This is a genomic window from Paraburkholderia sp. SIMBA_054 (assembly GCF_046534875.1).
GTDB lineage: Bacteria > Pseudomonadota > Gammaproteobacteria > Burkholderiales > Burkholderiaceae > Paraburkholderia > Paraburkholderia hospita.
In genome coordinates this window covers 1-24,024 of sequence record NZ_JAWRXV010000083.1, presented here as the reverse complement: position 1 = coordinate 24,024, position 24,024 = coordinate 1, and the positions used below count along the sequence as shown (strand labels likewise).

The following is a 24,024-nucleotide window of genomic DNA, read 5'->3' as shown; positions in this document are numbered from 1 at the left end:
GGTTGGTTTGGTTGTTCTAGCCTTTGCGCTGACATCCGCTTATGCCTTCGTGCTTCAAGCGTCGCCCCTGTGCGGGGGGACGCGTGGACATCAAACACCGTAGCGCGGATGCCAGCAAAAAGCAAAAACACCACCCCAGCGTCGCAGACAAAAAAGCCCCTCAATCCCTCCCAGCCAGCGCCCGCTCAAGCGCCGCCACGCCAGCCGGCAAATCAACCCCAACGCCAAGCTCCACCATAGTCCGCCCAAACGCATGCAGCGTACGAAAAAGATTATGAGCGCGAGCCTGCTCGCCCATCTGCCCGATCCGCACAATAGGCAACCCAAACGAGCCCGAAATCTCGACCTGATGAAACCGCGAGATATGCGCGCAAATATCCGCCGGCGTCAGCCCGGCCTTCTGCCCGACGGGCACCTCGATCCCAACAACAGAATTCAACCGGCACTCAGGCGGCGCATATAAGGCCAGACCCATCGCACTGATCCCCGCCTGCAACGCAAGCGAGCACTTCAAATGCCGGGCAAAACGCTTCTCCAGCGTCTCCGCGCAAACAAGCCGCAATGCCTCGTGCAACGCAAGCACGCCCGACACAGGTGCCGTGTAGTGATACCCCGCGTTGTGCCAGAAATTCTCCGCCAGCGACGCATCGAGACACCAATGCGCACTAGCATGCGGCCGCCCCTTCACCCGCTCCCACGCCGCATCCGAAAACGCGATCAGAGAAACACCCGGAATCGACGACAACCCCTTCTGCCCACCCGTGATCACAGCGTCGATACCCCACGCGTCCATTTCAAGCGGCATCGTCGACAGCGTGCAGACGGCATCGACAACAACCAGCGCACCCGCCTTCTTCGCCAGCGCCGCAATATCCTTCAGGTGGTAATTCCAGACGGTGTTGGACGTCTCGCCCTGCACGATCGTCACGATCTCCGGGCGCGTGCGCCGGATCGCTTCCTCGACCTGCTCGAGCGTCGCGACCGCACGGTCGCCAACTTCCAGCAGCGAGACATCGGCGCCGACGCGCCGACCCATCTCCGCCATCCGCGCGCTGAAAAAGCCGTTCTTGATGCTCAGCACCCGCGTGCCCTGCCAGGCGAGGTTGGAGATCGCCATTTCCATCGCCGCCGAGCCCGGCCCCGCCACGCCCAGCACCCATTTCGAGTTCGTCTGGAACACGTAGCGCGCCATCGTCTTCACCTGTCCGACCACCTTGGCCATCGTGTTGCCCAGATGGTTGATGACGATCGCATTGGCCTTCGCGACGGCGGCGGGAATCGGCACAGGACCGGCGCCCATCATCAGGAGTGGCTCTTCGGGAAGAATCGCGTCGAGCGATTCGACTTCAGGACAGGGAACGACGTTGGACGTTGTAATGGTCATGATCGGAACGCATGGAACGATTGACAGGAACAGGAAAAGGAAAAGGAAAACGGCCCGCCGCGCGCAGCAGCACCTGCGGGCGGCGGGCCGTCTTTCGATCATTCACCCATATGTCCGATTGCGCAAGAGATGCATCCCGGTCTTTGCCTGCCGGATTGTCACTTGACCTCCTTGCGTTGAATGCTCTTGCCTGTCTCCTTCTTGCCTGTCTCCTTTTTGTAACCCTCGACGTACTCGTCGGTGAACTTGCGGATCGCACGTCCGATCATGCGGTAGTCGGACTCGTTGAAATTCGCGAGCGATACCGCCCTGAAGGGTGCTTGGTGCCGAGGCCTCCCATGCCCGGCAATGGCACGACGCGCGCATCGGTCGCCAGACGGGACAGCAGCTGCGATGCCTCGGTGTGCTTGAGCAGCCAGTCGACGAACTCGCGGCCATACGCACGCTCGCCGAAGTACTCCATGTCGATGATCGAGTAGTAGTCGACCTGGTTCGCGTCCGTCTCGTCGAACGAAATGCCAATCTCTTCATAGAGCGCGCGCTTAAGGCTGCGGATCAGGCGCTTCAGTTCAGCGCGTCCTTGTAGGCATCGGGCGTATCCATCAGCGAGAACAGCGAGGAGAGCACCATCTGCACCTGTTGCGGTGTCGACAGACCCGCCGTGCGATTCAGCGCGACTGTGCGGCTGTCGGCGACCAGCCGGTCGATGAACTTCAGCTTATCCGGCTCCGTCGTGATCGACTCGTAGCGTTTGTGCAAAACCTTCTTCATATCCCGCCGCGCAGCACGTCGGATGCCGCGCCCCTGCTCCGGGTCCGCGCGCTCGCTCAGTTGGAGGATCGTTGCGCCGTGCGCGTCCTTGCGCGTGAGCACGATGTGGACCCTGTCGGCGAGCGCCGTCGAGAAGTGGTGGCCCGACACGACTTCGTCGCCAAGCGACGGCGCAGCGGCAACCAGGGCCTCGCGTCGTCCGCCGACCAGGACGGGTGGCCCGCTGCTCGGGAAAATCGCGAACAGCGCAATCTCCAGCTGAGACTTAAGCAATTCGGCGACCATGTTCGGATTTCCCGGCAAGACGGGTCGTTGTATGAATCTTCTTAAGAAACTAGACCGCGATAATCCGCACGGCATTTTGTCGCGTTTAATTGAAGCGCGCGAATCTCCGCCGGAATTAACCGGCCATATTCGAAGCGGATGTGATGCGCCGCGCTGACGGATTTACGTCAGACGAGACGGCGCGATCGGCGGGAAGCCTTGAAGCAGCTTGCACTACTTCTGTTGACAGAGATCCTCGCAAAGTTGTCGAACAACCCGGAACACGCCTTCTGGCAGCCTGATGGCTTTTTTGCCCGCATTTGAAGCACACGGAAAACGTATAGGCAGATTCCGCCATATGACAAAAACGCCAGCATTTTTATAATTGCGAGATAGCGTTGTCGTTTTTATAGATATTGTAATTACCAGCAACTATCAATATTATTTTTGGAGCGGATCTGGAAAATTCCGAACCCTCAGATTGTCTGTAATCTGAAGGTATGACACCCGCAAAGGCCGACGCAGAACGCTGCCGCACGCCATAGCCGGGTTAACGACGCGCGGCAGCACCGCGCTTGACGAGGGCGCCACCATGAATCAGATCTACGCCATGCGGGTCTTTGTCCGGGTCGCCGAAACACAGAGCTTCAGGCGCGCGGCCCAGCAGCTGAAAGTATCGAACGCGCTCGTGACGCGCTCGATCGCCACACTCGAAGCGCACCTGCATGCGCGCCTTATCCACCGCACGACGCGCAACCTTTCGCTGACCGAGGCGGGAACGCACTATCTGGAAGGCTGCCGCGGACTGCTCGAGGAGCTCGACCATCTGGAAGGCTCGGTCGCGGGCACCGAACGCGAGCCGGGCGGCACGCTGCGCGTCGTCGCAACGGGCGCACTGTCGCCGCAGGCGCTCACGCAACTGCTCGACGGTTACCGCCGGCGTTTTCCGAAGGTGCGCATCCGCCTCACGCTCGCCGAGCGCCTGCCGCATCTGATCGAAGACGGCTATGACGTCGGCCTCTTCATCGCGGGCCCGACGCCAGCGGGCGCGTCGGCGGATACCGACAGCGTCGAGCTGTCGTTCGCGACGCAACGCCTCGTGCCATGCGCCGCGCCGTCTTATCTGGCTGCGCGCGAGGAGCCGCACCATCCCAATCATCTGGCGCTCCATTCGTGCATCGCGACGCCTTCCGAGCAACGCGGCCCGACCGTCTGGCATTTCATCGAAAGCGACGGCGACGCGCAGCCCGTCACGCTCGATCCGTCGTATATGGTCAACAGCCCGCTGCTGGTGCGTCTCGCGGCGATTGCCGGAATGGGCGTCGCGGTGCTGCCCGAGCCGCTTGTCGCCGACGACTTCGCAACGGGCGCGCTAAAGCGCATCATGCAGGACTACACCGTCGACGAATCGCAGGCCAAGGTGTCGCTCGTCTATCCGCGCCGCCGTCATCTGCCCGCGAAAACGCGCGCGTTCGTCGACTACACGCTCGAGCATGCGAGTTGTCCAGCGTCAGCACTGTCCGCGCACGCGCATGCGATCATCGCGCACGACCTGCATCCCGCCGCGCAGCACGCTTCGTGAGTTGCGCACGGTTGCTCACGCATCGATGACGCCCCACGGGCGTCCATCAGGAGGCCAGTGACCATGCGCATGATTCTGTTCAGCAGCCGCCAGTACGATATCGAGACGTTCACCGAGGCGAATGCCGCGTACCGCTACGAGTTGCACTTCCAGGAGTCGCATCTCGAAGCGGACACGGCCATCCTTGGCGAGGGTTTCGACGTCGTGTGCCCGTTCGTCAACGACCTGGTCGACGCCGCCACGCTCGAACGCCTGCATGCGGGCGGCACGCGGCTCATCGCACTGCGCTCGGCGGGCTTCAATCATGTGGATCTCGCGGCGGCGCAGCGGCTCGGTATCAGCGTCGTGCGCGTGCCCGCCTATTCGCCGCACGCGGTCGCCGAGCACGCGGTCGGGATGATCCTGGCGCTGAACCGCAAGCTCGCGCGCGCCGTGGCCCGCACTCGCGAAGGCGACTTCTCGCTTAACGGGCTGCTCGGTTTCGACCTGCACGGCAAGACGGTCGGCGTGATCGGCACGGGCATCATCGGCCGCTGCTTCGCACGCATCATGGCGGGCTTCGGCATGCAGGTGCTCGCACACGATCCCGGCCCGCCCGCCACCGAACTGATGGCGCTCGGCGGGCGCTACGTGCCGCTCGACACGCTGCTCGCGGACTCGGACATCGTGAGCCTGCATTGTCCGCTGTTGCCGTCGACGTATCACATGATCGATCGCCACGCACTCGCGAAGATGAAGCGCGGCGCGATGCTGATCAATACGGGACGCGGCGGGCTGGTCGAAAGCAACGCGCTGGTCGGCGCGCTCAAGAGCGGCCAGCTGGGGCATCTCGGGCTCGACGTGTACGAGGAGGAAGGCGGGATCTTTTTCGAGGACCACTCGAATCTGCCGCTACAGGACGACGTGCTCGCGCGTCTGTTGATGTTCCCCAACGTGATCGTCACCGCGCACCAGGCTTTTTTTACCCGCGAGGCGATGACGGAAATCGCGCAGACGACGTTAGGCAATGTCGAAGCGTGGCGCGACGGCACGCCGCGCAATGTCGTCGAGGCGCCGCCGGCGAACGGCTGAATACTCGCCTGAATGCGGCGCGGCCGCGAAGCGCATCGACGCTTCGCCCGTCAGCCGTCGATGACGGCGAGCGCGCTCCGCTCAGGCGCGCGGCGCGCCAGCCACATTGTTGGCCGAGGTGGGCCGCAATGCCGTGCGCGCGTCGTCGGACGCGCCGCAGTATTGGCGCAAGAGCGCGGCCTCGCGCTCGTGCACTTCCACCGGAAACCACACGGCGCCCGCCGCCATCATGTAGCGCGCGCGATGCTGCCCGTTGCGGAATGCAACTACGCCTTCATGTTCCAGCCGGAGCCAGCCGAGCAGCCCCGGCGCGCGGCGCGTCGAGATCGTCACGTAGGGCATCTGCGGAATGCGCGCGTTCGACGGATCGAGAAACTCGCGGATGCCGCGCAGCTTCCCGGGGTGCCATTCCTGCACGGGAGGCAGCACGTAGTCGGTGTCGTCGCGATCGGCGCACGCAATGAGCTTGCGCGCATCGACGAGCACGACCTGATGGCGCGTGCCGTCCGTTGTGAAGACGCGCTTCAGGCGTACGTGACCGTACGGCGGATGCTCCTGAAGCGGCACGATCCAGACAGGCTCGCTGCCGGACGACGGCGCTGCCGCGGGAGACGGAGTCGGTAGTTGCATCAGTGTGGACATCGGGCGTACTCCATGCGCCGGTGCGTGCGTGCGCCCTGGCTGTTCAAAATTCGCCTAAGCTACGAGTCGATTGTTAAAACCACGTGACTTGGCGGCAAGCGATTCGCGCTGCATCGCCGCCCGTGCGCCGCGCATCGTCGCGCAGGCTTTTGCTACTGCTTTAGCGGTCGTTTTGCGCGGTTCTTTAGGGTGTCGCCGCACGCGCAACCGGTTTTTTCAATGCTCTTCATCCAGTCTAGGTCTTGCAATGCGGCCCGAAACGGAGAGAACGATGGCTAGCGAACAGTTCGGCGAATTCGTGCGAATCGAAACTACACAAAAAAACCCAACTGCACAGAAACAGCAAGTCGCGCTCCCGGTCGATGCCGTCGCAACGATCGTCATCGACCGCCCCGCGCGCCGCAATGCCGTCGACCGTCCGACGGCCGAAGCGCTCGCCGCCGCGTTCCGCCGCTTCGAGGCGAACGACGCGTGGCGCGCCGCCGTGCTGACGGGCGCGGGCGGCACCTTCTGCGCCGGCGCGGACCTCACTGCTTTACAAGACGACGAACGGCGCAACGAATTGCACGCCGACGGCAGCGGCCCCGGTCCAATGGGACCGACGCGCATGATGTTCACCAAGCCCGTGATCGCGGCGATCGCGGGCCATGCGGTGGCGGGCGGCCTGGAACTCGCGGCGATGTGCGATCTGCGTGTGGTCGAAGCGGATGCCGTACTGGGCGTGTTCTGCCGGCGTGTGGGCATTCCGCTGATCGATGGCGGCACGATCCGGCTGCCGCGTCTGATCGGCCAGTCGCGCGCGCTCGATCTGATCCTGACGGGCCGTGCCGTCACGGCCGACGAAGCGCTCGCGTTCGGCCTTGCCAACCGCGTCGTGCCGAAGGGCGCCGCGCGCGCCGCCGCCGAGCAGCTCGCCGCCGAACTGGCCGCGCTCCCGCAGGCGGCGCTGTTGGCGGACCGCCGCTCCGTCCATGAAAACTCGCCGCTCGACGATCTGCCCGATGCGCTGCGCCGCGAAGGTGCGGGCGGCTACGCGGCCGTGTTCTCGCAAGGCGTTGCAGGAGCGGCCGCGTTCACCGCGGGCGCGGGCCGTCACGGCGGCGCGCTAGAGGAAAAAGCCCCTTGAAATAAGGGGTTCTCGCAGCGAAATCGCGCCGGATTCGCGCCGCAATCGACGAAATACAACAGTGCGCGAAGCAGACCGCACAGCCGAATTGGCTTAGGTACAATCCCCTACTGATTTACCCTTTGCCGGCGCACGCGCACTCGTCCCGAATACGCGCGACGGCAACGCGAACGGCCCTCCCGTCCGCCGCCGCGACCCTCCCGTGAAAGTCCCATCATGCCTTTGCCCCTGCTTGCACTAGCCGTTGCCGCGTTCGGAATCGGTACCACCGAGTTCGTCATCATGGGGTTGCTGCCCGACGTCGCGCGCGATCTGAGCGTGTCGATTCCGGCGGCGGGCATGCTCGTGTCGGCGTATGCGCTGGGCGTGACCATCGGCGCACCGATCGTTGCGATCGCGGTCGCCAACATGCCGCGCAAGAAAGCGCTGATGAGCCTGATCGGCATCTTCATTCTCGGCAATCTGCTGTGTGCAATCGCGCCGGGCTACGCGGTGCTGATGGCCGCACGCATCGTCACCGCGTTCTGCCACGGCGCGTTCTTCGGCATCGGCTCGGTCGTCGCGGCTGGCCTCGTGGCGCCGAACCGCCGCGCGCAGGCCATCGCGCTGATGTTCACGGGCCTCACGCTCGCCAACGTGCTCGGCGTGCCCCTCGGCACGGCGCTCGGCCAGGCGGTCGGCTGGCGCGCGACGTTCTGGGCCGTGACAGGCATCGGCGTGATCGCGGCCATCGCGCTCGCAGTGTGCCTGCCGTCGAAAATTGAAATGCAGAAGGCGAGCCTCGTCCACGAATTCACCGTGCTGAAAAACCCGCAGGTGCTGATGGTGCTCGGCACGAGCGTGCTGGCGTCGGCGAGCCTGTTCTCGACCTTCACCTACATCACGCCGATTCTCGAAGACGTGACGGGCTTCACGCCGCATGCAGTGACGATGGTGCTGCTGCTGTTCGGCCTCGGGTTGACGGTCGGCAGCACGATTGGCGGCAAGCTCGCCGACTGGCGCCCGGTGCAGTCGCTGCTGTCGTTCCTGCTGGCGATCGTCGCGATCCTGTCCGTCTTCGCGATGACGATGCACAGCGAAATCCCCGCGATGCTGACGATTTTCCTGTGGGGCGTGCTCGCGTTCGCGATCGTGCCGCCGCTGCAGATGCTGATCGTCGATCGCGCGAGCAGCGCGCCGAACCTGGCTTCGACGCTGAATCAAGGCGCCTTCAACCTCGGCAACGCGACGGGCGCGTGGCTCGGCGGCATGGCAATCGGCGCAGGCGCGCCGCTCACGTCGTTGCCGTGGGTCGGCGTCGCGACGGCAGCAGGCGCCGTCGCGCTGACGTGGTGGTCGGTGTCGCTCGACCGGCGCTTGCCCGTGGCGGGCTGAGCCGACTTCGCGACATATTCGAGGCGCACACCCTGCCATCACAGGGTGCGCGTGACATGCGGGCGGTGTAGCATCTCGCCCGATATGAAAGTCGTCTTCTCCCGTGATTTCCTGGCGCTGATCCTGAGCGTGGCCGTGGTCGGCCTCGGCAGCGGCGCGACACTTCCCCTCACCGCCCTCGCGCTGACGCAAGCGGGCTACGGCACCGATGTCGTCGGCCTGCTGACGGCCGCGCAGGCGGGCGGCGGCCTGCTCGTCGTGCCCATCGCTGGCTGGCTCGCCGCGCGCTGCGGCGGCCGTCAGGCGATCATCGGCTCGGTGCTGATCGTCGCGATCGCCACCGCGCTGATGCAACTCACCGCCAATCTGTTCGTCTGGGCCGTGCTGCGCGCGATGTGCGGCGCGGCGCTGATGCTGCTGTTCACGATCGGCGAAGCGTGGGTCAACCAGCTTGCCGACGATGCGTCGCGTGGCCGCGTCGTCGCGATCTACGCGACGAACTTCACGCTGTTCCAGATGGCGGGCCCCGTGCTCGTCAGTCAGATCGCGCAGTTCGAGCAATGGCGCTTTCTGATCTGCGGCGCGATCTTTCTGATCGCCCTGCCCGTGCTGTCGATGATCCGCTCGGCGCCGCACGCGTCAGACGAACACGAGCCGCACGGTAGCTGGCGACACGTGTTGCCGCAGATGCCCGCGCTCGTGATCGGCACGGGCTTTTTCGCGCTGTTCGATACGATCGCGCTGTCGCTGATGCCGCTCTTCGCGATGGCGCATGGCATTCCGAGCGAAGTGGCCGTGCTGTTCGCATCCGCGCTGCTGCTCGGCGACACGACCATGCAGTTTCCAATCGGCTGGCTCGCGGACCGGCTCGGGCGCGAGCGCGTGCATATCGGCTGCGCGGTGCTGGTCGTCGTGCTGCTGCCATTGTTGCCGTGGGCCGTGCAGTCGCCGTGGCTGTGCTGGCCGCTGCTCTACGTGCTCGGCGCGGCGGCGGGCGCGATCTATACGCTGTCGCTCGTCGCGTGTGGCGAGCGCTTTCGCGGTGTGGCGCTGGTGTCGGCGAGTTCGCTGGTCGGCGCGTCGTGGAGTATCGCTAGCTTCGGCGGGCCGCTGATTGCGGGCGCGCTGATGAAGAGCGTCGGCAATGACGCGATGATCGGCGTGGTGCTCGCGAGCGCGCTGGCGTTTCTCGCGGCGGCGTTGTGGGAGAAGCGGCGCGGCGTGGTGAACGCGGCGTCGTGAAGATCACGCCAGAATCCACGCAGGCGTGACGCCGCGCGGATTCCTGGTTGAATGCGCATCGAGTGTGACGCGCCGCTACAGCGTTACTTGTGCGCCGGAAGAATCTCGCCGACGCACGTGCCGAAGCCGACGCGATAGCCGTCGCCCTGGCACCATCCCGCGAGCGTCAGTTGGTCGCCGTCTTCGATGAATCCGCGTGTGCCGCCTTCCTTCAGTCGCAGCGGATTCTTGCCATTCCATGTCAGTTCGAGCAAGCTGCCGAACGAATCGTCGGTCGGTCCGCTGATCGTCCCCGAACCCATGAGATCGCCGACGCGCGTATTGCAGCCCGACACCGTGTGATGCGCGAGTTGCTGCGCCATCGTCCAGTACATGTGACGGAAGTTCGTGCGCGCGATGGTGGTCGCTTCTTTCGCGCCGTGCGGTCTGAGCAGCACTTCGAGCGAAATGTCGAAGGCGTGTTCGCCGGCGTGGCGCAGATACTCGAGCGGCTGCGGGTCCTGCACGGGCTGCGCGACGCGAAACGGTTCGAGCGCGTCGAGTGTGACGATCCACGGCGAGATGGTCGTCCCGAAAGTCTTCGCGTTGAACGGCCCGAGCGGCACGTATTCCCATTGCTGGATGTCGCGCGCACTCCAGTCGTTCAGCAGCACCATGCCGAAGATGTGATCTTCCGCTTCACCGCACGCGATAGACTCGCCAAGCGCATTACCGCGACCGACGATAAAACCTGTCTCCAGTTCGATATCGAGCTTGCGGCACGCGCCGAACACGGGGCGCTCCTGATCGGGCAGCTTCAACTGGCCGTTCGGGCGGCGCACAGGCGTGCCGCTCACCACCACCGACGAAGCACGTCCGTTGTACCCAATCGGAATCTCCAGCCAGTTCGGCAGCAACGCGTTCTTCGGATCGCGGAACATCGAGCCGACGTTCGTCGCATGTTCCTTCGACGAATAGAAATCCGTATAGCCCGGAATCTGCACGGGCAGATGCAGCGTCGCGTCGGTCTGGCGAATTAGCGCGCGGCTTCGCAGTTCGGTGTCGTCGTGCAGCGTCGCGTGATCGCGCGACAGCAGCTTGCTCAACTGGACGCGCACACTGCGCCAGGTATCACGGCCAAGCGCGATGAAATCGTTCAGCGCCTCGCGCACGAACACGCTGTCGCCCGCGCCCGACGACGGCACCGTCAGCAGGCCTGCGCTTTCGAGCGCGGCCAGATCGACGATGCAGTCGCCGATCGCGACGCCCGCGCGGCGCGTGGCATTCAGCCCATCGCTAAAGATGCCGAACGGCAGGTTCTGGATCGGAAAATCGCAGGACGGATCGTTCGCTGACTCGACCCAACTTTTGCGCGACGCGTCGAGCGTCGCCTGAAGATCGCTCGATGCGTTCATCGTTGCTCCGGATTGAAGTGTTTCTTGAGACCTTGCCAGCACTCGTAGTAATGCGCCTGAAGCTGCGCCGTTTCGAGCGCGAAGCGGGTCGGCTTGATCAGCGTGCGCGTCTCGAACATGAAGGCCATGGTGTTGTCGACCTTGTTCGGCTTGCTGGTGTCGATGTTCGACGCCTTCTCGAACGTGTCGGCGTCCGGACCGTGGCCCGACATGCAGTTGTGGATGCTCGCGCCGCCCGGCATGAAGCCTTCCGCTTTCGCGTCATACACGCCGTGCACGAGGCCCATGAACTCGCTCGCGACATTGCGATGGAACCACGGCGGGCGGAACGTATCTTCGGCGGCCAGCCAGCGCGGCGGGAAGATCACGAAGTCGATCGTATCGACGCCCGGCGTGTCGCTCAGCGATTGCAGCACGAGGAAGATCGACGGGTCCGGGTGATCGAAGCTGATCGAGCCGATCGTGTTGAAGTGGCGCAGATCGTATTTGTACGGCACGTAATTGCCGTGCCACGCGACCACGTCGAGCGGCGAATGGCCGATGTCCGCGCGCCACAGGTGGCCGTTCAGCTTGGCGACCAGTTCGAAGTCATCTTCGCGGTCTTCATAGGCGGCGTGCGGCGTGAGAAAGTCACGCGGATTCGCGAGACCGTTCGAGCCGATCGGCCCGAGATCCGGCAGGCGCAACTGCGCGCCGAAGTTCTCGCAGATATAGCCGCTCGCGCGGCCGTCCGGCAGCGCCACCGAAAAACGCACGCCGCGAGGAATCACCGCAATTTCGAACGGCTCGACGTCGAGCTTGCCCATCTCCGTGAAGATGGCGAGACGCCCGGCTTGCGGCACGATCAGCAGTTCGCCGTCGGCGTTGTAGAAGTAGCGGTCCTGCATCGACTGGTTGGCCGCGTACACGTGAATCGCGCAGCCGCTCATCGCTTCCGCCGAGCCGTTGCCCGCCATCGTCACCCAGCCGTCGATGAAATCGGTCGGCTCGGTCGGCATCGGCAGCGGGTCCCAGCGCAGCTGGTTGGGCGGGGTGGGCGGCACGTCGGCGAAATTCGCGACGAGCCGGTGCGACGGCAGCGCCGTGAACGGCTGATGCACGGCAGCGGGACGAATGCGATACAGCCACGAGCGGCGGTTATGGCCGCGCGGCGCCGTGAACGCGGTGCCCGACAGCTGCTCCGCGTACAGGCCATAGGGCGCGCGCTGCGGCGAGTTGCGGCCTTGCGGCAGCGCGCCGGGCAAGGCCTCGGTAGCGAATTCGTTAGCGAAGCCGGACTGATAGCCCGGCTGGATTTCGCGTCGTGTGGATGATTCCATGCAAAGTCTCCAATGAATCTCAAGCAGTCTGCGCTTTGGCCAGGCCGCCGCGCCGACGCGTGGCGGCGGCGAGCGTCAGCACCAGCAATGCGGAACACAGCACGGGCAAGGCGGCCGCGTGAAACAGCTGCGCGTTGCTCCAGTTCAGCGCAATCAGTTGTCCGCCGACGAGCGGCCCGATCACCGAGCCGATCCGGCCGATGCCGAGGCTCCAGCCGATGCCCGTCGAACGCAGCGTGGTGGGATAGAAGTGTCCGGCGAGCGCATTGACGGCCGGCTGCCCGCCGACGATACAGAAGCCGCCCGCGAAGACCACAACGAGCAGCAACGCGAGTGCATGCGACACCGCGCCGATCGCACCGACGCTCAGCGCGCCGAGCGCGAAGCACGCGAACAGCACGCGCACAAAGCCGAAACGTTCGATAAACCAGCCGAGCAGCAGCGTGCCGACCACGCCGCCCGTCTGCAGCACGGTGCCGACGATGACGGCTGTGGACGGCGAATAGCCGGCGTCGCGCATCACGGTTGGCAGCCAGTTCGACAGGAAGTACAGATCGATCAGGTTCATGAAGCTGATGCCCCAGAGGATCAGCGTGACGGGCGCGCGGCCCGCACGGAACAGTTCCGCGACGGGTGCGCCGCCGCCGGCCTTTTCCTGCACGACGAGGCGCGTGTGAGGGCCGACGCCAAGCGACGGATCGAACTTGGCCAGCCACTGCCGCGCGCGTTCATTGCGGCCCTTCAGCACGAGAAATTGCAGCGACTCGGGCAGCGCGGCGAGCATCGCCACGCCGAGCACGAGCGGCACCGCGCCGCCGACCCAGAATACCGCGCGCCAGCCGTACGCGGGAATCAGCGCCGCGCTGATGAAGCCGCCGATGGCCGCGCCGAGCGTGAAGCCGCACGACACCAGCATCATCCGCTTGACGCGGTGCGCGGGCGTCGAGAACTCGCCGACCAGCGCCATCGCATTCGGCATGATGCAGCCGAGGCCCAGCCCCGTGATGAAACGCAGCGTGATCAGCGCGGGAATGGTCGAGACGAACGGCGTCGCGAGCATCGACAGCGCGAAGAAGAAGGTCGAGCCTATCAGCACCGGGCGCCGTCCGATCCGGTCCGCCAGCACCGACAGCCCGAGCGCGCCCAGCAGCATGCCGAACAGGCTCGCGCTGAACACCGGCCCGAGCGCGGCCTTCGATACATGCCATTCGCCGATCACGCTCGGCGCGACGTAGCCCATGGCTTGCGCATCGAAGCCGTCGATGACGAGGCACAGCCCGCACAGTACGAGCAGCATCAACTGAAACGTCGGCCGATGCGCATCGGCCAGCGCGCGCTCGACTTCGATCACATCGGCAGAACGGTGGGACTCGCTCATCTTTCGCTTCCTGCGGAACGGGGTAAAAAGGCTACAGCACGGATTTACGAATAGTAAAACAGATTCCGATTAGTGAAATTAACGTAAACCCTCGATCAGACATCGATCGCCACACGAATGGCGAAATCCATATCAGTATTTGGTGCATGAAAGAGCGGTCGCCGCTGCTACCATCGAAGCGTGCGGCGCCCCGCCGCGATCCAAGTCCGCTCCCCACGTATTCATGATCCCGCTGACCATTCCCGAACTCGTCGACCGCGCTTCCACTCACCCGTTTCTCGGCGAGCATCTGAGAATGGGCACAGGCCCACGCAGCGGCGAAGCCATCGCGACCTACGGCGACGTCGAGCTCGGCAGCAGCTATGAACCGATCTTCGACATCTCGGTGCATGCGCTCGCGCAGTCGCTGTCTTCGTCGCCCGATAGCGCGGACCGTTTCGGCGACGAACTCGGGGTCCAGGCCGTCACGCAACTGGCCGACGGCACGCCGCTCGACAGCTTCGACCCGTTCGACCATGTACCCGACGACCAGCAACTGGTCGCGCTGGACCGGATGTCACGCGCGATGCACGCCGTCAACTTCTTCGGCCCGCAGCGGCACGGCCTGCTGTTCCTGCGCGTGCACGAACGGTTGCTGAAAAGCGTGCGCTACGACCACGGCCGGCATTTCTCGGCTGTGCTGATGTCGTTTGGGTTAAATCCGTCGCGAGTCGTGATCGAGCTGCCGGCTGCGGCGGTCGCGCATAAGACGTTTCTTGGCTATCTGACCAAGAGTTATCAACACTACGGATTCAAGGTCGCCGGCAATCTGCCGAACGCGGGGCAGATCCTGTCCGTGTCGGACATGGCGAGGCTGGACTTTATCAAGATGGATGCCGCTTCGGCGTTGCGCGATTCGATGGTGAAGCCGCTGGTCAGCTATGCGAATCGGCTAAAAATTCCGTTGATCTTCAATCGCGTGGCGACTGAAGCGCAGTTCGATCTGTTGCAGCAATACGATGTGCGGTTCGTGCAGGGGCCGTTGTTCGTCGTGCACGACAACGGGACGGCTTAAGCTTGTTCTGGGGCCGGCCCCAGACGGCGCGCCAATGCTTTCAGACGCGGCGCGACCATCTCCCGAAACACGCTCTCCCCCATCGACGACGCCGGGCCGCTACAGCTCAGCACCAGCAGCCGCCCATCGCGCGGGTCACTGAACGGTACGGCCACGGCATTGACGTCGTCGTGCCAGTCGCGAAACGAATAGCAGCAGCCCTCTCGCGCGAACGTGTCGATTTCCTCTTGCGCCTGGGCGACCAGTTGCGCGCCTTCGTCGCCCGCTGCGCGCTCCAGTTCGGCGAGCAGCGCGGCGCGCGAGTCGGCGGACTGCACGGCGAGATACGCGCGGCCCATTGAACTCGTCAGCATCGACAGCTTCGAACCGGATGCGAGCCCGAGCGTGAGCGCCGTCTCGCTGCGGATCGTCTCCAGGTAGATCATGTCCAGACCGTCCCGGCAACCGAGCGAGACAGCCGCGCCCACCTCGCGCGCGAAGTCGCGCATATGCGGACGCGCGAGCTCGAGCGTGTCGGTGCCCGACAGCAATGCGAAGCCGAGCGACAGCACACCGGCATCGAGTGCGTACTTGCCGAGCGCTTCGTCGAAGCGCAGATAGCCGAGCACGGTCAGCGTGTAGGCGAGCCGGTTCACCGTCGCCTTCGGCAAACCCGTGCGCTCGACGAAGTCGCGATTGCCCAGCAGTGTCTCGCCCGGACGGAACGCGCGCAGCAGATCGAAGCCGCGCGCCAATGCGACGACGAACTTGCGTTCGTCGACGGGATCGGCAATGCGCGTCGAAGCGGAAGTTGGGGATGTTATGGATGCAGGTTTCGACATCGGGTGCTAAACTCAGTCGTCGTTTTGCAAAACATTGTTTCGCAGAGCGGAACTCAAGTCAAGCATGAGATCAGAATGCGGCGTTTCGGTGCTCCGCTCTGATCGATTCAGGAGATACGTCATGGCAGCCGCCGCGCAATTCAATTGGGAAGACCCGCTGCTCCTCAACCAGCAGCTCACGGAAGAAGAACGCATGGTGCGCGACGCCGCGCACGCCTACGCGCAGGACAAGCTCGCGCCGCGCGTGCTCGAAGCGTTCCGCAACGAGAAAACGGACGCCACGATCTTCCGCGAGATGGGCGAACTGGGCCTGCTCGGCCCGACCATTCCCGAGCAATACGGCGGCCCCGGCCTCAACTACGTGAGCTACGGGTTGATCGCGCGCGAGGTGGAACGCGTGGATTCAGGCTACCGGTCGATGATGTCGGTGCAGTCGTCGCTGGTCATGGTCCCCATCTTCGAATTCGGCTCCGACGCGCAGAAGGACAAATATCTGCCGAAGCTCGCGACGGGCGAATGGATCGGCTGCTTCGGCCTGACCGAGCCGAACCACGGCTCCGATCCGGGCAGCATGGTCACGCGGGCGAAGAAAGTCGATGGCGGCTACTCGCTGTCCGGCTCGAAGATGTGGATCACGAATTCGCCGATCGCGGATGTGTTCGTCGTCTGGGCGCAGCTCGAAACCGACGGCAAGGATGAGATTCGCGGCTTCATCCTTGAGAAAGGCTGGAAGGGCTTGAGCGCGCCTGCGATCCACGGCAAGGTCGGCCTGCGTGCGTCGATCACGGGTGAGATCGTTCTCGATGAAGTGTTCGTGCCGGAAGAGAATCTGATGCCCGGTGTGAAGGGCTTGCGCGGACCGTTCACCTGTCTGAATTCGGCGCGCTATGGCATTGCGTGGGGCGCGCTCGGCGCGGCGGAAGACTGCTGGCACACCGCGCGTCAGTACACGCTCGATCGCAAGCAGTTCGGCCGGCCGCTCGCCGCGAACCAGCTGATCCAGAAGAAGCTCGCCGACATGCAGACGGAAATCACGCTCGGCCTGCAAGGCGTGCTGCGCCTTGGCCGCATGAAGGACGAAGGCACGGCTGCCGTCGAAATCACGTCGATCATGAAGCGCAATTCATGCGGCAAATCGCTCGACATCGCGCGCATGGCGCGCGACATGCTGGGCGGCAACGGCATCTCGGACGAGTTCGGCGTCGCGCGGCATCTGGTGAATCTGGAAGTCGTGAACACGTACGAAGGCACGCACGATATTCACGCGCTGATTCTCGGACGCGCGCAGACGGGCATTCAGGCGTTCTTCTGACGCTCCGCGATTCGTCGCAAAGCGTTCCGGCAGGCTGCACGTGCAAAAAGCCCGCGTTCCCGTTGAAGCTACCCGTTCCACAAAGGTGTTGGTAAAAGGGATGTTGATTGACTGGAAATCCCGCCGCATAACGTTGGCGGGATTTTTCTGTGCAACAAGAATCTCCAGATGAGGGTGACGCGGCTGCCGGAGGGCGAGGCGTCGCCGAAAGCAGGTTTGCCGCGCATGCCTCTCACTCTTTGTTCATCTGGAATCACCCAAGCTAAGCGCGGGCGCCCAAATCAGTCAGAAAATCTCGGGTGCGCTCCGACAAGCTGGGGGCGAGACTCAGGACCCGGGTGGCCGCCATGGCAACCCGGGGACGCGCGCTCTCCTCCAGCTCGTTGGCAGCTGTCGTCAACCAGTCTGGAAACTTGTCTGTCAGCGCGTCAATTAACACCGCGGCCTGCCGTCGGTCCTTATCGGCTTTGAGCGCATGCGACGGGTCGCGAAGCGTACTGACGATTAGCTTGTGAAGAGCAAACCTCGCGGGGTCCGGCAGCATCACTGGGACGACGTGTTCCTTGCCGAGGACAAAACCGCGCGCCGGGTTTGATACCAGATACTTGAAGTACGGAAGTCCCGTTGCGTGTGCGCGCAACTGGGGCAAGGCTTTCGTCTCGTACGCCTCGGTACCCGGCACGAGCAGATCCACCTTGAGGGGCTGTCCTCGAGCCTTGAACGAGGTTGAGGGCTTTCGTGAGTCCAGCTCCGGCACCTCGAGAAAGGGAATACTGCTGTCACGCAGGATGTCGAGAAAGCTACGGTCGTCCGGGATGGCCACCGAAATTGTCCCCGCGCTGCCGATGTCGATATCCTCGGTCCTGTAGTTTGCAGGCAGACGAACACCGAGGCTGTTCAGGAGCGCGCCGAATGCGTGGGAGCCGACGAGCAGTCCGCCGTGGCTGAAGATGCCGGCGTTAAAGAGCGTTGCGACGGTTAGCGCCGAAGAATTGTCGGCAGCAGCAAAACCTGCTTTGCGCAGAATCTGGACGTCGGTGGCAAGCACGCGCATCTCCGTGCTCTCCAGCAGTTTCGCCTCGAGCGCAGCGTCGGTGGCAGGTTCTCCCGCGCGGCCCAGTGAGGTTTCCTTATGCTTTCCTGACGCCAGATAAACCCGCCAGTAGATGTACGTTTTCCCGTCGACGGTCTTCTGCGCAGCGGAGCCCGGAGAATGCAGCGGGATGTGTGATTGCGTGCTGGCGCGCTCGGTAACAGAGGAATACAACGTCTGCAGTGCGTCGTTGTGGAAACTGGCCATGGCTAAGGAGACCCATTATACCCTATAATTTTATACTAAGGTATAAAGATCTGTCCGTCAAACTTATACCTCGATATTGAATTGCAAGGGATAATTCCGTTCGGCTTGCGAGTCGGGAAATGCCCTCGCGGCGCATGACTATCGCGCGAGCGAGAGTGAGACACTGCCCGTTTTCAACACCTTTGTGGAACGGGCAGCCCGTGAAGAACGCGGGCTTTTTGTTTTGAACCGTGCAAGAAGCGGAAGCTTACTTGTTCGGCTGCGGCGTCATCCGCAGATACGGACGCAGCGCCTTGTAGCCCTTCGGGAACTTGCGCTTGATCTCTTCCTCGTCCTTCAGCGACGGCACGATCACGACGTCGTCGCCATGCTTCCAGTTGCCCGGCGTCGCGACCTGATAGTTGTCCGTCAGTTGCAGCGAGTCGATCACGCGCAGCACTTCATCGAAGTTACGGCCGGTGCTGGCCGGGTACGTGATGATCAGACGCACCTTCTTCTGCGGGTCGATGATGAAGAGCGACCGGACCGTCAGCGTGGCGTTCGCGTTCGGATGAATCATGTCATACAGTTCCGACACCTTGCGGTCGCCGTCGGCGAGAATCGGGAAGCCGACGCTCGCGGCCTGCGTCTCGTTGATGTCCTTGATCCACTCGCTGTGCGATTCCTTGCTGTCGACAGACAATGCGATCGTCTTCACGCTGCGCTTGTCGAATTCGCTCGCGAGCTTCGCGGTCAGGCCGAGTTCCGTCGTGCAGACGGGCGTGAAGTCGGCGGGGTGCGAAAACAGGACGCCCCAGCTGTCGCCGAGCCATTCGTGGAACCTGATGCGGCCAATGCTCGACTCCTGCTCGAAATCAGGTGCGACATCGCCAAGACGTAGACTCATAGTGCAGTTCCTTGAAGTTGTTCGAATGATTGCCCGTCCGGCCGGACGAGGGGTACAAATTAGAGCATAAGGGATCAGGACGTGCACTTCTAACGAACATTGGCTGCGACGCTTATCAGGTTTTGTAATTTTCTTCCGGATGTACGAAACTTAGCGGGACAGATCAACTCCATCAAACGATGGCGTGTTCTGCACGTTGAGCGGGACCGTCCGAAGCGGGCAATATGAAACGCCTGTGACGTTCGGGAACGCTTCATGCAACGGCGTTCGGGTATTGCGCGCTTCACGCAAAGCCCAAGACGCACGGTCAGTCGTAAGGTCTGCTGGCTCGCCAGCGGCCGTTTCGATGGTTTACGATTCACGCGTAGCGTGCACGAAGGGAGCAGTCAATGTCGGAAGTCAACAAGGAGAGATTGATGTCGGATATCAAAACCGTACTCGCAGACGCGGAAGATCTGCTGAAGCAGGCCGCGAGCGCCACAGGCGAACGCGCTTCTGAACTGCGCGAGACGGCGCTCTCGCGTCTCAAGCAGGCGAAGGAAAAGGCAGCCGACGTGCAGGTCGTGGTCGTCGAGAAAGGCAAGAAGGCCGCGCGCGCCACCGACGACTATGTCCACGAACATCCGTGGGCATCGATTGGCATTGCAGCCGGCGTCGGCGTGCTGGTGGGCCTGCTGATCAACCGCAAGTAACGCGTGTGAAAAGCGCGCGTGAAGCAGCCGGCTGCGAAGTCGAGCGGCCGGTGCGCTTCGCTGACAGGCGGACGGGCGCACGCGCCCTGTCCGCACCTTCTTCGCGCATCCTCGCGCGCAATACGCTGAAGCCATGATCGATACACAAACGCAGAGCGGGGACCGCGGGCCATTGCGGCGCATTCTCAGTTCGTTCTTTTCGATCCTGCAGACGCGGCTCGAACTGATCGGCATCGAGCTGGCCGAAGAAAAAGACCGGCTGCTGATGGTGCTGTTCATGGGCCTGGCCGCGATGATGCTCGCAACGATGGCGCTGATCGCGCTGACTGCGCTGATCGCGATTGCCTTCTGGGACACTTACCGGTGGCAGTCGCTCGCGGGCATCACGATTGTCTATGCCATCGCGGCGATCGGCTGTGCGCTGCGGGCGCGCAGCGGCTTGCACAACTCGCCGATGATCTTCGAAGCCACGCTCAACGAATTCGAGAAAGACCGCGAGATTTTCCGCAAACGCTGAACGCAGCGCAGCTCTTTTCGCTGTCCATTGCCATCGATCAACCATGAGTCAGGTCCATTCCGAGAATGCATTCCGCAGCCGCCGCCCGATCGCCAAAGACTTGAGCGCGCCACATCTGCGCGCGCTGCGCAAGGAACTGCTGATCGTGCGCGCGGACGTCGAACGCATGGAACTCGCGCAGGCGACGCTCGATCTGCGCAACGCCGTCACGCATTTCAGCTGGCTCAAGTTCATCGTGCCGGGCTTCGCAAGCGCGATGCCTTGGGGACGCCGGCGCGGCGTGTCGGCGGGGATCGGCGCGCTGCTCAAGGAATACCCGCTGATCAGTTCGATCGCCTCGCTGGTGCTCGCGAAACCGATCCGCGCCACCGTGTTCGCGACCGCGAAGCCCGTGCTCAAATGGGGCAGCGTCGGCCTCGCCGCGTGGGAAGCGTTTCGCATCTATCAGCAGGTGAAGCGCGAATCGCGCAAGTCCGGGACGTCGGCTGCCGGGTCTGCCACGTCCGGCGATGCCGATATGAGTCCGCCCTGATCGGGCGCGAGTCGCATCCCGCTTCATCATCTAACGCGCGCTCCAGCAATCGTCGGGGTCAGCGCCCGTTGCGTTTCTGTTCGAGTTCGAACCTCTTGCGTCGAGTATGAACGTGACGCCCGGCGCATCGGCATCCGTCTTCGTGACGCCCTGCCCGAGACAGTCGGTCGCGAGACCTGCGGTGGATACCACGTCGAAATGTTATCGGCCACGTAGCGCACCGCGACGCCGTCCGAATGGGTTGCAAGCGATTCACAGGGCAGGCTGTCGTCGGCGCCGATCGGCCTTCCGCCCGTGCAGCCGAACAGCCCCGGCCGCGCGGTAAATGTGCGAGGCATGCCGGCGGGAACGACGCCATCTGCAGATGCTCGCCGATCAACGTCAACGCGGTCATGCCCGCATCGTCGATCTGCGCTGTGTCGGCGGCCTGCGTGAAAGCGATTCGCTGCGAGCGGTAAAGTGACACCGCGCCCGCGGTCACGATCAGGCGGAGCGCCATCGATATCGTCATTTCGAGGAGCGTATGACCGAAGCCCACGCGCCGACTGCGTGCACGCGTGAAGAGAGAAACGACTTCATCGGGAAAACGCCATCACGACGCATTGAACGCCTTGCGGCACATCCGCATCGCCGCACGATGCAGGCATGTCGATCATGTCGCCCGGATTCGACGTGTTGCGCGGCATGTAATCCCGCGAGGCCCATGTCGCACCGGCAGGAAAGATCGGCGCCGCCGCCACTGGTGCCCGCATCACCCTTCGGCAACAGATTCGCGGCACGCGCTTTCCATTGGCCCATCGCCGCGTCGTTTGGGATTGGGCACGCGCGCCGCCTCGGCGATCGCGTCGGCGACGAGCGTAGCCTGCTCGCGATAAGACGTTGCACGCGCGTCGCGCGCAATCGACAACTGCACGGCGATCAGACCAAGGACAGTGACGGCCGCGACAGCCACCGCGACGAGTTCAGGGAGAGAAAATGCGGATGCGCGACAAATCACCGCTTGCGGGAAGGCTTCGCGGGCGCGGCGGGAGCGTTCATCCGGCGAAACTCTTCAATGACGTCCTCGAACTCGGAGACGTCTTCGAAACGCCGGTACACGGAAGCAAAGCGCACGTACGCAATGGTGTCGAGCGCGCGCAGCTCGTTCATCACGAGCTCGCCCAGACGCTCGCTGCGCACTTCGCGCTCGCCGCTGCCGAGCAACTGATACTCGATACGCGACGCGGCGGCGTCGATGGCGTCGGCAGCAACTGGACGCTTGCGCAGCGCCAGTTGCATGCTCGCGACGATCTTGCGGCGATCGAACTCCGTGCGGCTGCCATCCTTCTTGACGACCGACGGCAACGCCAGCTCGACCCGCTCGTACGTCGTGAAACGCTTGTCGCAGGCCGGGCAGCGTCGGCGGCGCCGGATCGCGGCGCCGTCCTCGGACACACGCGAGTCGACGACCTGTGTATCGTCATGCCGGCAGAAGGGGCAGCGCATAGTGGCTTAGCGGTAGACCGGAAAGCGTTGGGTCAACTCGGCGACCTGCGCGCGCACGCGCTCGATCGTGGCCGTGTCTTCCGGGTTGTCCAGCACGTCGGCGATCAGGTTGCCGACCTGCTCGGCTTCCTTCGTGCCGAAGCCGCGCGTCGTCATGGCAGGCGAACCGAGGCGGATGCCGCTCGTCACGAACGGCTTTTCCGGGTCGTTCGGAATCGCGTTCTTGTTCACGGTGATGTGCGCCGCGCCGAGTGCCGCTTCCGCCGCCTTGCCCGTGATCTTCTTCGCGCGCAGGTCGACCAGCATCACGTGGCTTTCCGTACGGCCCGACACGATGCGCAGGCCGCGCTTGACGAGCGTTTCAGCCAGCACGCGCGCGTTGTCGACCACGTGTTGCTGGTACTCCTTGAATTCCGGCGCCAGCGCTTCCTTGAACGCGACCGCCTTTCCCGCGATCACGTGCATCAGCGGCCCGCCCTGGATGCCCGGGAAAATGGCCGAGTTGATCTGCTTCTCGAACTCGGCCTTCATCAGGATCACGCCGCCGCGCGGGCCGCGCAGGCTCTTGTGCGTGGTCGTCGTGACGAAGTCGGCGAACGGCACCGGGTTCGGGTACACGCCCGCTGCGATCAGACCGGCGTAGTGCGCCATATCGACCATCAGGTACGCGCCAACCGACTTGGCGATCTTCGACAGGCGCTCGAAGTCGATACGCAGCGCAAACGCCGATGCACCCGCGATGATGATCTTCGGCTTGTGCTCCTGAGCCAGCTTCTCAGCGGCGTCGTAGTCGATGTCCTCAGCCTCGTTCAGACCGTAGCTGACGACGTTGAACCATTTGCCCGACATGTTGACGGGCGAGCCGTGCGTCAGGTGGCCGCCGTGCGCGAGGCTCATGCCCATGATCGTGTCGCCCGGCTTGAGCATCGCGAAGAACACGCCCTGGTTCGCCTGCGAGCCCGAGTTCGGCTGGACATTCGCGGCTTCGGCGCCGAACAGCTGCTTCACGCGGTCGATCGCGAGCTGCTCGACGACGTCGACGTATTCGCAGCCGCCGTAGTAGCGCTTGCCCGGGTAGCCTTCGGCGTACTTGTTGGTGAGCTGCGAGCCCTGCGCGGCCATCACGGCCGGGCTCGTGTAGTTTTCCGACGCGATCAGTTCGATGTGCGCTTCCTGACGGCGGTCTTCGTCCTGGATTGCCTTCCAGATTTCCGGATCGACATTGGCGATAGTGCTTTGGGCTTTGTCAAACATGCTGGTTCCGTTAAGTGTGTTCAGGTTGACCGGATCGTGCGCAGGTCGTGTGCCGGGAGCGTATTGGGTACGCAGCACTGCTGGCCACCGCTGATGGTGGGAGCCTTGACGCGGCGTATGAAGGAGGTGCCGCACACGCGAGTCAGGACAACCACCGGCAGCGCAAAACGACGGCGCGCGCGAAACATGGCTGCCCAGGCGAACGGCAAAACGGCACCCTGCGCTTCACGGTGGGACGCTCCACCTTGAACCCGTCAGGCTTGACAGCATGGGGTTCTATCGCCAGTCACGCAGGGGTGAGCGCGTTAGTTTATTGGAACCGGGTCGAATAGGCAACCGAGGCAACCGAGCCGGCCGGCGCGCTGCCACGGCGGCAGAAGCCCCGGCCTGGAGTGGCAGCGGCTGCCCGGCGGCCCGCCCGAACGTGCCTTCGCACGACGGGGTGTGGGGCAGAGTCGCGTTTTCTAACAGAATCTACTAGAATCTGTTGTTATTGAAAGGAGACTTGTAAAGATTGGCGAAGCGGCGGCGATGTTGGGCGTCGCAATCTCCACCCTGCGGAAGTGGGAGGAGACTGGCGAACTGGTGCCCGCTCGCAAGACGGCGGGCGGCACACGCTATTAC

24 protein-coding genes, 1 pseudogene and 1 riboswitch are annotated in these 24,024 nt (G+C 63.7%); of the genes and pseudogenes, 11 read left to right on the top strand and 14 right to left on the bottom strand.

Annotated features, from left to right (window positions below):
- Positions 1-160 precede the first annotated feature (160 nt).
- The gene (locus SB822_RS49085; RefSeq protein WP_410858153.1) at positions 161-1,384 is read right to left on the bottom strand and encodes a pyridoxal-phosphate-dependent aminotransferase family protein; all 1,224 of its coding nucleotides are present in this window, start codon (positions 1,382-1,384) and stop codon (positions 161-163) included.
- A 158-nt stretch (positions 1,385-1,542) separates the two neighbouring features.
- Positions 1,543-2,170, bottom strand: a pseudogene (locus SB822_RS49080) (bifunctional aspartate transaminase/aspartate 4-decarboxylase); the annotation flags it as partial.
- A gap of 841 nt (positions 2,171-3,011) precedes the next feature.
- On the opposite strand from SB822_RS49080, the gene SB822_RS49075 reads away from it, so the two are divergent.
- Positions 3,012-4,001, top strand: a complete 990-nt coding sequence (locus SB822_RS49075; RefSeq protein WP_410858152.1) for a LysR family transcriptional regulator — start codon at positions 3,012-3,014, stop codon at positions 3,999-4,001.
- A 63-nt stretch (positions 4,002-4,064) separates the two neighbouring features.
- On the top strand, positions 4,065-5,072 hold the full coding sequence (locus SB822_RS49070; RefSeq protein WP_410858151.1) for a 2-hydroxyacid dehydrogenase: 1,008 nt from the start codon (positions 4,065-4,067) through the stop codon (positions 5,070-5,072).
- A gap of 81 nt (positions 5,073-5,153) precedes the next feature.
- Here SB822_RS49070 and SB822_RS49065 read toward each other — a convergent pair whose 3' ends face one another.
- Positions 5,154-5,714 carry a plasmid fertility inhibition factor family protein gene (locus tag SB822_RS49065; RefSeq protein ID WP_410858150.1) on the bottom strand — a complete coding sequence of 187 codons (561 nt, stop codon included), beginning with the start codon at positions 5,712-5,714 and terminating at the stop codon, positions 5,154-5,156.
- Positions 5,715-5,985: 271 nt separating this feature from the next.
- Between SB822_RS49065 and SB822_RS49060 the strand changes: the two genes are divergently transcribed.
- The 3 genes from SB822_RS49060 (at position 5,986) to SB822_RS49050 (ending at position 9,456) form a co-directional block, all read left to right on the top strand.
- Positions 5,986-6,840, top strand: a complete 855-nt coding sequence (locus tag SB822_RS49060) for a crotonase/enoyl-CoA hydratase family protein (protein ID WP_410858149.1) — start codon at positions 5,986-5,988, stop codon at positions 6,838-6,840.
- 216 nt (positions 6,841-7,056) lie between these two features.
- Complete coding sequence (locus SB822_RS49055) at positions 7,057-8,214, top strand: MFS transporter (protein ID WP_007738175.1); 1,158 nt, start codon at positions 7,057-7,059, stop codon at positions 8,212-8,214.
- An 84-nt stretch (positions 8,215-8,298) separates the two neighbouring features.
- A complete protein-coding gene (locus SB822_RS49050; RefSeq protein WP_410858148.1) occupies positions 8,299-9,456 on the top strand; it encodes an MFS transporter in 1,158 nt (385 codons plus the stop codon).
- Positions 9,457-9,539: 83 nt separating this feature from the next.
- Here the strand turns inward: SB822_RS49050 and fahA are convergent, their stop codons facing one another.
- The 3 genes from fahA to SB822_RS49035 are packed head-to-tail and all read right to left on the bottom strand — an operon-like array spanning position 9,540 to position 13,547.
- Positions 9,540-10,850, bottom strand: coding sequence for a fumarylacetoacetase (gene fahA / locus SB822_RS49045; RefSeq protein ID WP_410858147.1), 1,311 nt, complete (start codon positions 10,848-10,850; stop codon positions 9,540-9,542).
- Positions 10,847-12,169 carry a homogentisate 1,2-dioxygenase gene (gene hmgA, locus SB822_RS49040; RefSeq protein WP_410858146.1) on the bottom strand — a complete coding sequence of 441 codons (1,323 nt, stop codon included), beginning with the start codon at positions 12,167-12,169 and terminating at the stop codon, positions 10,847-10,849. Before hmgA ends, fahA begins: the two co-directional genes overlap by 4 nt.
- A gap of 19 nt (positions 12,170-12,188) precedes the next feature.
- A complete protein-coding gene (locus tag SB822_RS49035) occupies positions 12,189-13,547 on the bottom strand; it encodes an MFS transporter (protein WP_410858145.1) in 1,359 nt (452 codons plus the stop codon).
- Positions 13,548-13,770: 223 nt separating this feature from the next.
- Here SB822_RS49035 and SB822_RS49030 point away from each other — a divergent pair, with 223 nt between their 5' ends.
- Positions 13,771-14,601 (top strand): EAL domain-containing protein, encoded by an 831-nt coding sequence (locus SB822_RS49030; protein ID WP_079498930.1) that lies wholly within the window; start codon positions 13,771-13,773, stop codon positions 14,599-14,601.
- On the opposite strand, the gene SB822_RS49025 is transcribed toward SB822_RS49030, so the two are convergent.
- Positions 14,598-15,422, bottom strand: coding sequence for an IclR family transcriptional regulator (locus SB822_RS49025; protein WP_410858144.1), 825 nt, complete (start codon positions 15,420-15,422; stop codon positions 14,598-14,600). The two genes, SB822_RS49030 and SB822_RS49025, sit on opposite strands and share 4 nt — an antisense overlap.
- Positions 15,423-15,543: 121 nt before the next feature.
- On the opposite strand from SB822_RS49025, the gene SB822_RS49020 reads away from it, so the two are divergent.
- Positions 15,544-16,734, top strand: a complete 1,191-nt coding sequence (locus SB822_RS49020; RefSeq protein WP_007738163.1) for an acyl-CoA dehydrogenase — start codon at positions 15,544-15,546, stop codon at positions 16,732-16,734.
- Between the two features lie 262 nt (positions 16,735-16,996).
- Here SB822_RS49020 and SB822_RS49015 read toward each other — a convergent pair whose 3' ends face one another.
- Together SB822_RS49015 and SB822_RS49010 are read right to left on the bottom strand one after the other, a co-directional pair.
- Positions 16,997-18,034, bottom strand: coding sequence for a GSU2403 family nucleotidyltransferase fold protein (locus SB822_RS49015; RefSeq protein ID WP_410858143.1), 1,038 nt, complete (start codon positions 18,032-18,034; stop codon positions 16,997-16,999).
- Between the two features lie 247 nt (positions 18,035-18,281).
- Positions 18,282-18,920 carry a peroxiredoxin gene (locus SB822_RS49010; RefSeq protein WP_007584917.1) on the bottom strand — a complete coding sequence of 213 codons (639 nt, stop codon included), beginning with the start codon at positions 18,918-18,920 and terminating at the stop codon, positions 18,282-18,284.
- 389 nt (positions 18,921-19,309) lie between these two features.
- Between SB822_RS49010 and SB822_RS49005 the strand changes: the two genes are divergently transcribed.
- The 3 genes from SB822_RS49005 (at position 19,310) to SB822_RS48995 (ending at position 20,661) form a co-directional block, all read left to right on the top strand.
- Positions 19,310-19,612 carry a YqjD family protein gene (locus SB822_RS49005; protein ID WP_007584918.1) on the top strand — a complete coding sequence of 101 codons (303 nt, stop codon included), beginning with the start codon at positions 19,310-19,312 and terminating at the stop codon, positions 19,610-19,612.
- Positions 19,613-19,745: 133 nt separating this feature from the next.
- The gene (locus tag SB822_RS49000) at positions 19,746-20,129 is read left to right on the top strand and encodes a phage holin family protein (protein WP_036003961.1); all 384 of its coding nucleotides are present in this window, start codon (positions 19,746-19,748) and stop codon (positions 20,127-20,129) included.
- 43 nt (positions 20,130-20,172) lie between these two features.
- Positions 20,173-20,661: a DUF3318 domain-containing protein gene (locus SB822_RS48995; protein WP_410858142.1), complete on the top strand. Its 489-nt coding sequence runs from the start codon at positions 20,173-20,175 to the stop codon at positions 20,659-20,661.
- 30 nt (positions 20,662-20,691) lie between these two features.
- Here SB822_RS48995 and SB822_RS48990 read toward each other — a convergent pair whose 3' ends face one another.
- From SB822_RS48990 to glyA, 5 genes are all read right to left on the bottom strand, one after another.
- Entirely contained in the window at positions 20,692-20,853 is a 162-nt protein-coding gene (locus SB822_RS48990; RefSeq protein WP_410858141.1) for a hypothetical protein, read from the bottom strand.
- Positions 20,854-21,236: 383 nt separating this feature from the next.
- Positions 21,237-21,413, bottom strand: coding sequence for a hypothetical protein (locus tag SB822_RS48985; protein WP_410858140.1), 177 nt, complete (start codon positions 21,411-21,413; stop codon positions 21,237-21,239).
- Positions 21,413-21,613 carry a hypothetical protein gene (locus SB822_RS48980; RefSeq protein ID WP_410858139.1) on the bottom strand — a complete coding sequence of 67 codons (201 nt, stop codon included), beginning with the start codon at positions 21,611-21,613 and terminating at the stop codon, positions 21,413-21,415. The genes SB822_RS48985 and SB822_RS48980 overlap by 1 nt, the downstream gene beginning before the upstream one ends.
- Before the next feature lie 41 nt (positions 21,614-21,654).
- Entirely contained in the window at positions 21,655-22,146 is a 492-nt protein-coding gene (nrdR, locus tag SB822_RS48975) for a transcriptional regulator NrdR (RefSeq protein ID WP_007584925.1), read from the bottom strand.
- A 6-nt stretch (positions 22,147-22,152) separates the two neighbouring features.
- Positions 22,153-23,400, bottom strand: a complete 1,248-nt coding sequence (gene glyA, locus SB822_RS48970; protein WP_410858138.1) for a serine hydroxymethyltransferase — start codon at positions 23,398-23,400, stop codon at positions 22,153-22,155.
- 185 nt (positions 23,401-23,585) lie between these two features.
- A riboswitch (ZMP/ZTP riboswitch) is annotated at positions 23,586-23,700 on the bottom strand.
- A 192-nt stretch (positions 23,701-23,892) separates the two neighbouring features.
- Here glyA and SB822_RS48965 point away from each other — a divergent pair.
- A partial coding sequence (locus tag SB822_RS48965) for a MerR family transcriptional regulator (protein ID WP_410858162.1) occupies positions 23,893-24,024 on the top strand: 132 nt, incomplete at its 3' end.

Bases quoted from the DNA above. Each gene is read 5' to 3' on its own strand.
- SB822_RS49085 (WP_410858153.1), bottom strand. From the start codon at position 1,384: ATGACCATTACAACGTCCAACGTCGTTCCCTGTCCTGAAGTCGAATCG.
- SB822_RS49075 (WP_410858152.1), top strand. From the start codon at position 3,012: ATGAATCAGATCTACGCCATGCGGGTCTTTGTCCGGGTCGCCGAAACA.
- SB822_RS49070 (WP_410858151.1), top strand. From the start codon at position 4,065: ATGCGCATGATTCTGTTCAGCAGCCGCCAGTACGATATCGAGACGTTC.
- SB822_RS49065 (WP_410858150.1), bottom strand. From the start codon at position 5,714: ATGTCCACACTGATGCAACTACCGACTCCGTCTCCCGCGGCAGCGCCG.
- SB822_RS49060 (WP_410858149.1), top strand. From the start codon at position 5,986: ATGGCTAGCGAACAGTTCGGCGAATTCGTGCGAATCGAAACTACACAA.
- SB822_RS49055 (WP_007738175.1), top strand. From the start codon at position 7,057: ATGCCTTTGCCCCTGCTTGCACTAGCCGTTGCCGCGTTCGGAATCGGT.
- SB822_RS49050 (WP_410858148.1), top strand. From the start codon at position 8,299: ATGAAAGTCGTCTTCTCCCGTGATTTCCTGGCGCTGATCCTGAGCGTG.
- fahA (WP_410858147.1), bottom strand. From the start codon at position 10,850: ATGAACGCATCGAGCGATCTTCAGGCGACGCTCGACGCGTCGCGCAAA.
- hmgA (WP_410858146.1), bottom strand. From the start codon at position 12,169: ATGGAATCATCCACACGACGCGAAATCCAGCCGGGCTATCAGTCCGGC.
- SB822_RS49035 (WP_410858145.1), bottom strand. From the start codon at position 13,547: ATGAGCGAGTCCCACCGTTCTGCCGATGTGATCGAAGTCGAGCGCGCG.
- SB822_RS49030 (WP_079498930.1), top strand. From the start codon at position 13,771: ATGATCCCGCTGACCATTCCCGAACTCGTCGACCGCGCTTCCACTCAC.
- SB822_RS49025 (WP_410858144.1), bottom strand. From the start codon at position 15,422: ATGTCGAAACCTGCATCCATAACATCCCCAACTTCCGCTTCGACGCGC.
- SB822_RS49020 (WP_007738163.1), top strand. From the start codon at position 15,544: ATGGCAGCCGCCGCGCAATTCAATTGGGAAGACCCGCTGCTCCTCAAC.
- SB822_RS49015 (WP_410858143.1), bottom strand. From the start codon at position 18,034: ATGGCCAGTTTCCACAACGACGCACTGCAGACGTTGTATTCCTCTGTT.
- SB822_RS49010 (WP_007584917.1), bottom strand. From the start codon at position 18,920: ATGAGTCTACGTCTTGGCGATGTCGCACCTGATTTCGAGCAGGAGTCG.
- SB822_RS49005 (WP_007584918.1), top strand. From the start codon at position 19,310: ATGTCGGAAGTCAACAAGGAGAGATTGATGTCGGATATCAAAACCGTA.
- SB822_RS49000 (WP_036003961.1), top strand. From the start codon at position 19,746: ATGATCGATACACAAACGCAGAGCGGGGACCGCGGGCCATTGCGGCGC.
- SB822_RS48995 (WP_410858142.1), top strand. From the start codon at position 20,173: ATGAGTCAGGTCCATTCCGAGAATGCATTCCGCAGCCGCCGCCCGATC.
- SB822_RS48985 (WP_410858140.1), bottom strand. From the start codon at position 21,413: ATGCGGGCACCAGTGGCGGCGGCGCCGATCTTTCCTGCCGGTGCGACA.
- nrdR (WP_007584925.1), bottom strand. From the start codon at position 22,146: ATGCGCTGCCCCTTCTGCCGGCATGACGATACACAGGTCGTCGACTCG.
- glyA (WP_410858138.1), bottom strand. From the start codon at position 23,400: ATGTTTGACAAAGCCCAAAGCACTATCGCCAATGTCGATCCGGAAATC.